Genomic DNA, 8,450 nt, shown 5'->3' with positions numbered 1-8,450 from the left:
GTTCTCGGTCCTGCACGGCGAGATCCTGTGCCGCAAGGTGTGACCGGCCTCGATGTCACCTGCGGGCCGGTGGGGGCTTGTCGCGCAGTTCCCCGCGCCCCTGGCTCTTCAGGGGCGCGGGGAACTGCGCGCTCAGCCCCCGCCGGGCCCGGCCATGGACTCAGTCCCGAGGAAGCAGCGGCCCCAAGGGGCCGAGGTCCAGGTTCAGGTCCTCGGGCCGCAGCCCGTACCGATCCCGCAGCTCCGCCATCCGGTCGTCCAGCAGCATCAGCGTGAGCCCGATCCGCTCCTCCTGGTCCTCCGAGAGATCCCCGGTGTCGAACCGCCGCACCGCCTGCCGCTCCATCAGCTGCCGCAGCAGCTCGACGACGGTCAGCACGAGCTTGATCAGGTCCCGCTCCACGGTGTCCGGCTCGAAGTCCAGCCGGTTGCGCCCGGCCTTCCCCCCGGTCCCCAGCACCGCGTCGTCGACGACCCTCTGCAGGGCCTCCCCGCCGCTCACAGCATCTCCTCCCACGGCGCGGGAACGTTCTCGTTCACCGAGCTGATCAGCGCCTTCAGATCGATGCGTACGAGATCGACGTCCGCGATGCGCAAGGTGAGGTCGCCGGAGATGACGACCCCGCCCGCGAGCAGCCGGTCGAGCAGGTCGACGAGAGCGACCTCCCGGCGTTCGACGACGGTCACGTGTCCTCCCCGCTGAAGGAGTAGGCCGCCCAGGGACCGGTGAGCTCCACCCGCAGCCCGGGCTCGTCGTCCTTCGTGCGGTCCACCAGTTCCACGAACGCCTCCGACCCGGTGCGCGGCACCAGATAGGCCGCGTTCAGGATGTTGCGGCCGGACGCGCCGGACAGCGCGGAGTTCTGCGGGGCGTGCATCCGGGTGTCCTCCGCGTACCCGGAGAGGGACGCGTGGAGCCGGCTCGCGAACCGCTCGGCCCGCTGCCACCTCTCCTCGCTCTCCTTGCGCTGGTTGCGCCGCCGGCGCAGGTAGTCGCGCCCCGAGCCGGCCGTGCCGGCGGCGGGGGCCGGCCGGGCGTCCGCACCGCCGGAGCCTTCCGGCCGCCCGGCCGTCTCCGGGGGTTCCGCGTACACCTTGACGCCCCACTCGACCCGCCCTTCGAGCCGGTCGAGGGTCCGTACGAACGTCTCCTCGCGCTCCTGCAGCATCGTGCGCACGCCGCTGTCGTCCAGGAACACCGTGGCGAGCCTCAGCGGCAGCGGCGAGGTGACGACGGTGAGGGCGTCGATCACGTTCTGGTGGGCCCTGGCGGTGGCGCCGAGCCAGTCCAGGTCCTCCAGGTGGGCCCGCAGCGGTTCCTCCGCGAAGTCCTCCTCGGGGACCTGTCCGACGACCGCCACCAGCTCGCCGTGGGCCAGCTGCTTGGGCGGCACGCCGGCCACCCCCGTCAGCTGGGCCGGCAGGGGCGTGCCGAACGGGCGGCAGACGGCGTACACGTAACGCAGACCACTCATTCTCGGGCTTCCTCCTGTGCGGGTTCGCGCTCCCCGGCGGACACCGCGGCCCGCGAGCCCTCCAGTTCGGCGACGTGCGCGCGCAACTCGGCGTTCTCACGGGCGAGTTCGTCGCGGCCGGCGCGGGAGGACAGCTGGGGGTCGGTCTCCCACCAGTCGATGCCCATCTCCTTCGCCTTGTCGACGGAGGCCACGATGAGCCGCAGCTTGATGGTGAGCAGCTCTATGTCGAGCAGGTTGATGCGGATGTCGCCCGCGATGACGATGCCCTTGTCCAGGACCCGTTCGAGGATGTCCGCGAGGTTGGCGCCGCCACCGCTCCCGTAGGGGTCGGGCAGGCGCTGAGCCGTGGTCATCGACCGCTCCGGGCACCGGCGGGCTCACGCTCGTCCGCCTCTTCCTCGGGGAGCTCGTCCTCGGGCACCTCTTCGTCCTCGTACCCGTCCTCGGGGACTTCCTCGTCCTCGTACTCGTCCTCCGCGAGCTCGTCCTCGGGGACCTCTTCCTCCTCGTAGCCGTCCTCGGGGGCGTCCTCGTCCTCGTACGCCTCCTCGTCCTCGGGGAGTTCGTCGTCCTCGTGCCGCTCGTCCTCGGCGGTGGCCTCGGTGTCCTCGGCGTCGTCCGCGTGCTCCGTGCCGTCCGCGTCCTGCGCGTCCTCGGCGTTCCGCTCGGACTCCTCCTCCTCGGCCACCGCGTCCTCGTGGGTCGTGACGACCTCGCCGTCGCGGATCTCCCCGCGCCAGCCGTCGTCGGCCTCGCCCTTGATCGTGATGAAGCGGGCGAAGTTCTTGAGGTCGAGGCGGGCCCGGCGGCCCTGGGCGCGCCAGATGTTGCCGGTCTTCTCGAACAGCCCCTTGGGGTAGTACTCGATGACCAGCAGCACGCGGGTGAGGTTCTCGGCGAGCGAGTGGAAGGTGACGACGCCCTTCGTGGTGCCCTTGGCGCCCTCGGAGGACCAGCTGATCCGCTGGTCCGCCACCTGCTCGGTGGTGTGCGCCTTCCAGCTGCGGTTGGACCAGAAGATCTTCATCTGCCAGTCGGACGTCGTGTCGTCGGCGCGGTTCGCGCTCTTGACGCCCTTGGCGAAGGTGCTGAAGTCCTGGTACTGGGTCCACTGGTCGTACGCCGTGCGCAGCGGCACGCCGACGTCGATGAACTCCAGGATGACGGTGGGCTTCTTGCCGGCGCCGCTCTTGCGGCCCTTGCCGCCCGTCAGGTTCTTGAAGGCGCCGACCACGCTGTCCTTCGCCTTGCCCGCGCCGAGCTCCACGGCGGTGCGCAGCGGGCCCTTGCCGTCGGCCAGCTTGCGGCCGCCGTCGAGGGCGAGCTTGGCGAAGCCGGGGCTCTCGCCGGAGGCGATGTCGTTGAGCTTGCCCGTGGTCTGACCGAGCTTGGTGCCCAGTCCGACGAGCAGGCGCTGGGTCTGGGCGGCGAGGTAGGCCTGGGCCTCCTCCTTGAGGCGGTCGACCGCCTCGCTCTGCGCCACGGAGGTCAGCGGGTTGCTCTTGGCCTGCTTGGTCGCGGACCCGAGGGCGTCACTCATCGTCGCCGCCTCCCCTCGTGGTGCGGGCCCGCGGGACGCGGCGCGTGGCGGACTTGGCCGCGGCCGTCTTCTTCGCGGGGGCCTTCTTCGCGGTCCTGGCCGCCGTCTTCTTCGCCGGGGCGTCCTTGCCGGAGCCGCGCTTCTCGGCGCTCTTCCTCGCCGGGGCCTTCTTCGCGGGGGCCCGCCTGCGTGCCCGCGGCTCCTCGTCGTCCCGGCCCTCGTCGTCCCGGCCCTCGTCCGCGGAGCGCTCGTCGCGGGCCCGGCCGTCGCGGTCGTCCGCGTCGTCGTCGTGCCCGTACCCGTCGTCCTGCTCGTCGTAGGCGTCGTCCGCCTCGTCGTCGCGGCCGCGGCGCTTCGTGCCACCGGCCCCCGGGACGGCGTCCGGGACCACGCCCGCGAGCTGGTCCTTGACCTGGCTGGTGCGCCCGTGCAGCCGGTCGGCGAGACCCGTGATCTGCCGCTCGACGAGCGCTCCGGTGGCGGCCTTGCCCACGCCGCGCATGTCCTGGCGCAGCTGGTCGCCGATCTCCTTGAACTGCGGGTTGTTCTGCAGCTGGGTGGAGACCAGGTCCGCCAGCGCCCGCGGACTCAGGTTCATCCGCTTGCCGGCCACCATGGTGCCGACGGCGAACGCCAGCTTCATCTTCTTGGTACGTCCGAGGACGTATCCGGCCCCTACGGCGAGGCCCAGTCCTAGTCGATTCATCGTCGCGTCCCGTTGTCGCCTGCTTGGGTGCCCCTGCTCATGGCCGTCTCCAGCCTGTCCAGGAGCTCGTCCTCCCGGCGGTCGAACTCCGCCTCGTCGATCTCGCCGGCCTCAAGGCGTTCTTCGAGGACGCCGAGTTCGGCACGGATCGCCGCCGGGTCGTAGTACTGGCGCTCGGCCTCGTTCACCACCTGCTTCATCGCCCAGAGACTGCCGCGCACGGGGGCGAACGGCAGCATCAGGACCTCTCCGATCAGCCCCATGCGTCAACTCCTCGTCTCAGCGCGTCAGTTGTGTGCCGGTGCGGGTTCGGCGTGCTGGGCGGGGCCCGGCTCGACGAAGCTGTAGGGCGGCAGCGGCCCGTGCACGCGCAGGTCCAGGTGCGGCTGCGCCTTGCGGACCTCCTCGACGGCGGCGAGGAAGGTGTCGGCGGACTCGCGGTCCACGAGGAAGGAGAGGTTGGCCAGCCAGCCGGTGGACTCGGGGCCCACGCTGACGGCGGCGGCGACCGGCTCCAGCGCCTGCTGGATCTCGGCGGCGTCCTCCGTCTCGCGGTTCTTCACCGCGGCGACCACCATCTCGCCGAGCCGCAGCTTGTCGTCGTAACTGCCGCCGCCCGCATTGCGGTTGGCCTCGGTGAGCGCCCGGACCTCCGGGTTCTCGGACATCACCCGGTGCAGTACGGCCTCTTCGTCGTGGGTGGCCTTGACGTTGTACTCGACCTTGCCCGCCAGCGCCTCCAGGCGCTCCTTGAAGTGGTCGGCGCGCTCGGCCAGCACACTGCTCACGGCCGCGTCGTCCGGGGAGACGCTGCCGAACCGCATGGGCAGCACCGGGCCGCCCTCGCCGGTCTCGGTGAGCACGTTCTGGTGGGCGAGCAGGTCCCGGCGCTTGGGGCGCAGGTTCTCGGGCGCGTCGCTGACGACGGCGGCGAGTTCGCCCTCCTTGATGATGCGCACCCGGCAGGCCGGCTCGCCGACACCGTCGATGCCGTCGGGGAGCGAGGGGTGCGAACCGGCGGTGATGCCGTAGACGTACGTGCTCACTCCTGCTCCTCCTTACGGCGCGAGGCGGCGGTCTTGCGGGTGCGCGGGCGGGACTCGGACTGGCTCTCCTCGCGGGACTGCTTGAACGCGTCGGAGATGGTCTCGGCGGCGCCGGACAGGGCCCCCTTGGACTTGCCCTTCGCGCCGGACTCGGTGATCGAGCCGACCAGGTCGGGGAGTCCGGGGCTGCTGTTCCTGCCGGACTCCAGGTCGAGCCGGTTGCACGCCTCGGCGAAGCGCAGATACGTGTCGACGCTGGCTATGACCACACGGACATCGATCTTGAGGATCTCGATGCCGACGAGGGAGACCCGGATGAAGGCGTCGATGACGAGCCCCCGATCGAGGACGAGCTCAAGTACGTCGTAGAGGCCGCTGGAGCCGCCTCCACCACCTGACTGCTGTGCGGGAACCACGGTCATACCGATCGGCCCTCCTTGTCTGTTGGGTGTGTTGGGGGGCGGACGCTCTAACGGCCGCCGGACTTGCGGGAGTCGGCGCGCCCTCGCTCGTACCTGCGCACACGCCGGTAGCCGGTGATGTCACCGCGCGGGTCGAGGGTCACCTCGTACGTCGCGAGCAGGCTCATCGTGTCGGGGACCCGAACGAGTTCGAGTACCTCGACCTCGAGCGTCCAGCCGTCCTCGGTGCGCTCGAACGACGACACCGACTCGGCCTCCATGCCGGTCAGTTCGGCGAGTTGTGCGCGTGCCTCGCGCAGCACGTCCATGGGGCGCAGCTCTTCGTCTTCGGTCACGTCCTTGCGCTTGCCCCTGGATGCGTTCGATGAACTCTGTGAATCTGATGTGTTGGATGTGTTCGACATGGCCACCTCGCCCCTACGGGTGACCGGCCGATCCTTGGCCAAACCTGCCAGTGCGGCGCTCAGCCGCGCAGGGCGTCGAGGCGGCGCCGGGCCGGCCCGAGGGCGCGCCCCCTGCCCGACAGGCCTGACCAGGGCTTCGTCCGCGCCTGTTCGACCGCGTCGGCGATGGTCCAGCGGCGTGCGGTGAGTTGGGGATCGTCGAGCTGTTCCCAGCCGATCGGCACGGCGACGGGGGCGCCGGGCCTGGCGCGAACTGTGAAGGGGGCGACCACGGTCTGCGCGTAGGCGTTGCGCTGGACGTCCAGGTAGAGGCGGTCGCCGCGGTCCTTCTTGCGGGCCTCGGTGGTCAGCCGGTCGGGGTGCCGTGCGGCGAGCGTGTCGGCGAGGTCCTTGGCGAAGGTGTGCACCTCGTCGAAGCCGTGGCGGCCGTCGAGGGGCACGACGACGTGCAGTCCGCGCGAGCCGGTGGTCATCAGGGCGGCGGGCAGGGCGAGTTCACCGAGGAACCCGTGCAGGAGCCGGGCGGTGGCGCGTACCGGCTCGAAGTCGTCGGTGGCCGGGTCGAGGTCGAGGACCAGCCGGTCGGGCCGGCCGAGCACGCCGTCGGACGAGACGCGGGCGAGCCACCGGTGCAGGGTCAGACAGGCCTGGTCGGCGAAGTGGACGAGGGTCGCGGTGTCGTCGCAGACCGGGTGCAGGACCGTGCCGCCCTCCTTGGGGACCTCGACGCGGCGGATCCAGTCCGGGTCGTGGTCCTGGACGTTCTTCTGCATGAACATGGGCCCGTCGATCCCGTTCGGGTGCCGCTCCAGCATCAGGGGCCGGTCCTTGAGGTGCGGCAGCATGAACGGGGCGATCTCCCGGTAGTACGCGACGAGGTCCGCCTTGGTGTACTCGGGCACCCCCTTGCCGCCGGGGAAGAGCACCTTGTCCGGCCGGTGGATCTCGACCGTGCGGCGGCCCGCCCGTACGGCGGTCATCGCAGGACCGCGCTCTCGACGAGGAGCTGGACCGCCGCCGCGACGGACTCGGCGTCGATGCCGGCCGCGTGCACCTGCTCGGCGGGGGTGGCCGAACCGGGCATGTCGCGGACGGCGAGGCGGACCAGGCGGGGTGTGGGGCGTCCGTCGAGGAAGGCTTCGACGACCGCGTCGCCGAGGCCGCCCTCGGGGTGGTGGTCCTCGACGGTCAGCAGGCAGCCGGTCTGCTCGGCGGCCGTGCGCAGGGTCTCCCGGTCGACGGGCTTGACGCTGTAGAGGTCGATCACGCGGACCGGGATGCCGTCGGCGGCGAGGGCGTCCGCGGCCTTCAGGGCCTCGTGCACGGTCACCCCGGCGGCCACCACGGTCAGCCGGTCGTCCGGGGAGCTGCGCAGCACCTTGCTGCCGCCGACGGGGAACTCCTCGTCCGGCCCGTACAGGACGGGGGTCTTGCCGCGGGAGGTCCGCAGGTAGCGGATGCCGTCGAGGTCCGCCATCGCGGCGACCAGGGCGGCCGTCTGGTGGGCGTCGCACGGGTACAGCACGGTCGAGCCGTGCACGGCGCGGAACATGGCCAGGTCCTCGACGCCCATCTGCGAGGGCCCGTCCTCGCCGATCGCGACGCCCGCGTGCGATCCGACGACGTTGACGCCCGCGCCGCTGACCGCCGCCATGCGGACGAAATCGTGCGCGCGGGTGAGGAAGGCGGCGAAGCTGGAGGCGAACGGCACCCGGCCACGGACGGCGAGTCCCACGGCGGACGCGACGAGCTGCTGCTCGGCGATGTAGGTCTCGAAGAACCGGTCGGGGTGCTCCTTGGCGAAGAACTCGGCGCGGGTGGAGTCGCCCACCTCGCCGTCGAGGGCGACCACGTCGTCGCGGGCGGTGCCGAGCGCGGCCAGCGCACGGCCGTAGGCGTCGCGCGTGGCGACCTCCTCGCCGCTCTCCCAGCGCGGCAGCCGCAGGGGCCCGGAGCGCACGGCGGGCATGATCCGGGCGGCGGACGGCCGCCGGACCTCGACGCGCAGGTCGCGCACCCCGCCCAGCTCCGCGATCGCCGCGTCGGCATCGGGCAACGGCTTGCCGTGCAGGCCCTCGCGGTCCTGGACGTCCCGGACGCCCTTGCCCTTGAGGGTGCGGGCCAGGATCGCGGTCGACTGCCCGGCCGTGGAGGCAGCCTCGCCGTAGGCCCGGTCGACGGCCTCGACGTCGTGGCCGTCGACCTCCACGGTGTGCCAGCCGAAGGCCTGGAAGCGGCGGGCGTACGCGTGCAGGTCGTGGCCGTGGCGGGTCGGGCCGCGCTGGCCGAGCCGGTTGACGTCCACGATCACGGTGAGGTTGTCCAGTTCCTCGTACGCGGCGTGCTCGGCCGCCTCCCAGACGGACCCCTCGGCCAGCTCGCTGTCGCCGCACAAGACCCACACGCGGTAGCCGGACCGGTCGAGCCGCTTGCCCGCCAGGGCGATGCCCACGCCGACGGGCAGCCCCTGGCCGAGCGATCCGGTGGCGGTCTCCACCCACGGCAGCCGGCGCGGGGTCGGGTGCCCTTCGAGGCGGCTGCCGAGGGTGCGGTAGGTCAGCAGCTCCTCGTCGTCGATCGCCCCGGCCGCCTTGTACGCGGCGTACAGCAGCGGTGAGGCGTGTCCCTTGGAGAGGACGAAGCGGTCGTTGCCGGGGTGGTCGGGCCGCTCGAAGTCGTAGCGCAGGTGCCGGGCGAACAGGACCGCCACCAGGTCGGCGGCGGACATCGACGAGGTGGGGTGCCCGGAGCCCGCCGCGGCGGCTGCCCGCACGCTGTCGACCCGCAACTGCTGACCGAGTTCGATGAGCCGGGCGGAGTCCATGGGGTTCCTTCCGCGGAGGAGGTCACGTAC

Annotated in this window: 12 protein-coding genes; all 12 read right to left on the bottom strand. The window is 71.9% G+C overall.

The annotated features are described in order from the left end of the window. Positions 1 to 160: 160 nt before the first annotated feature. Genes FGF04_RS26925 through FGF04_RS26870 form a run of 12 tightly spaced genes read right to left on the bottom strand, consistent with a single transcriptional unit; the run spans position 161 to position 8,420 of the window. Positions 161 to 457 (bottom strand): gas vesicle protein K, encoded by a 297-nt coding sequence (locus FGF04_RS26925; protein ID WP_149514377.1) that lies wholly within the window; start codon positions 455 to 457, stop codon positions 161 to 163. Between the two features lie 41 nt (positions 458 to 498). Next, entirely contained in the window at positions 499 to 687 is a 189-nt protein-coding gene (locus FGF04_RS26920; protein WP_149513946.1) for a gas vesicle protein, read from the bottom strand. After that, complete coding sequence (locus FGF04_RS26915) at positions 684 to 1,475, bottom strand: GvpL/GvpF family gas vesicle protein (protein ID WP_149513945.1); 792 nt, start codon at positions 1,473 to 1,475, stop codon at positions 684 to 686. Before FGF04_RS26915 ends, FGF04_RS26920 begins: the two co-directional genes overlap by 4 nt. After that, the gene (locus tag FGF04_RS26910; protein ID WP_149513944.1) at positions 1,472 to 1,831 is read right to left on the bottom strand and encodes a gas vesicle protein; all 360 of its coding nucleotides are present in this window, start codon (positions 1,829 to 1,831) and stop codon (positions 1,472 to 1,474) included. The genes FGF04_RS26915 and FGF04_RS26910 overlap by 4 nt, the downstream gene beginning before the upstream one ends. Next, on the bottom strand, positions 1,828 to 3,018 hold the full coding sequence (locus tag FGF04_RS26905; RefSeq protein WP_149513943.1) for an SRPBCC family protein: 1,191 nt from the start codon (positions 3,016 to 3,018) through the stop codon (positions 1,828 to 1,830). The genes FGF04_RS26910 and FGF04_RS26905 overlap by 4 nt, the downstream gene beginning before the upstream one ends. Further along, a complete protein-coding gene (locus FGF04_RS26900; protein WP_149513942.1) occupies positions 3,011 to 3,724 on the bottom strand; it encodes a DNA primase in 714 nt (237 codons plus the stop codon). The genes FGF04_RS26905 and FGF04_RS26900 overlap by 8 nt, the downstream gene beginning before the upstream one ends. Beyond that, on the bottom strand, positions 3,721 to 3,987 hold the full coding sequence (locus tag FGF04_RS26895) for a gas vesicle protein GvpG (RefSeq protein ID WP_149513941.1): 267 nt from the start codon (positions 3,985 to 3,987) through the stop codon (positions 3,721 to 3,723). Before FGF04_RS26895 ends, FGF04_RS26900 begins: the two co-directional genes overlap by 4 nt. A 24-nt stretch (positions 3,988 to 4,011) precedes the next feature. Next, positions 4,012 to 4,770, bottom strand: coding sequence for a GvpL/GvpF family gas vesicle protein (locus FGF04_RS26890; RefSeq protein WP_149513940.1), 759 nt, complete (start codon positions 4,768 to 4,770; stop codon positions 4,012 to 4,014). Continuing rightward, positions 4,767 to 5,192 carry a gas vesicle structural protein GvpA gene (locus FGF04_RS26885; RefSeq protein WP_149513939.1) on the bottom strand — a complete coding sequence of 142 codons (426 nt, stop codon included), beginning with the start codon at positions 5,190 to 5,192 and terminating at the stop codon, positions 4,767 to 4,769. Before FGF04_RS26885 ends, FGF04_RS26890 begins: the two co-directional genes overlap by 4 nt. A 47-nt stretch (positions 5,193 to 5,239) precedes the next feature. Beyond that, positions 5,240 to 5,596 carry a gas vesicle protein GvpO gene (locus tag FGF04_RS26880; protein ID WP_149513938.1) on the bottom strand — a complete coding sequence of 119 codons (357 nt, stop codon included), beginning with the start codon at positions 5,594 to 5,596 and terminating at the stop codon, positions 5,240 to 5,242. 59 nt (positions 5,597 to 5,655) lie between these two features. Further along, entirely contained in the window at positions 5,656 to 6,576 is a 921-nt protein-coding gene (gene ligD, locus FGF04_RS26875; protein ID WP_149513937.1) for a non-homologous end-joining DNA ligase, read from the bottom strand. Continuing rightward, the gene (locus FGF04_RS26870; RefSeq protein WP_149513936.1) at positions 6,573 to 8,420 is read right to left on the bottom strand and encodes a transketolase; all 1,848 of its coding nucleotides are present in this window, start codon (positions 8,418 to 8,420) and stop codon (positions 6,573 to 6,575) included. Before FGF04_RS26870 ends, ligD begins: the two co-directional genes overlap by 4 nt. Positions 8,421 to 8,450: the final 30 nt, after the last annotated feature.

The sequence above is a fragment of the Streptomyces apricus genome, assembly GCF_008369065.1.
GTDB lineage: Bacteria > Actinomycetota > Actinomycetes > Streptomycetales > Streptomycetaceae > Streptomyces > Streptomyces apricus.
This window is presented reverse-complemented; position numbering and strand designations above follow the sequence as displayed.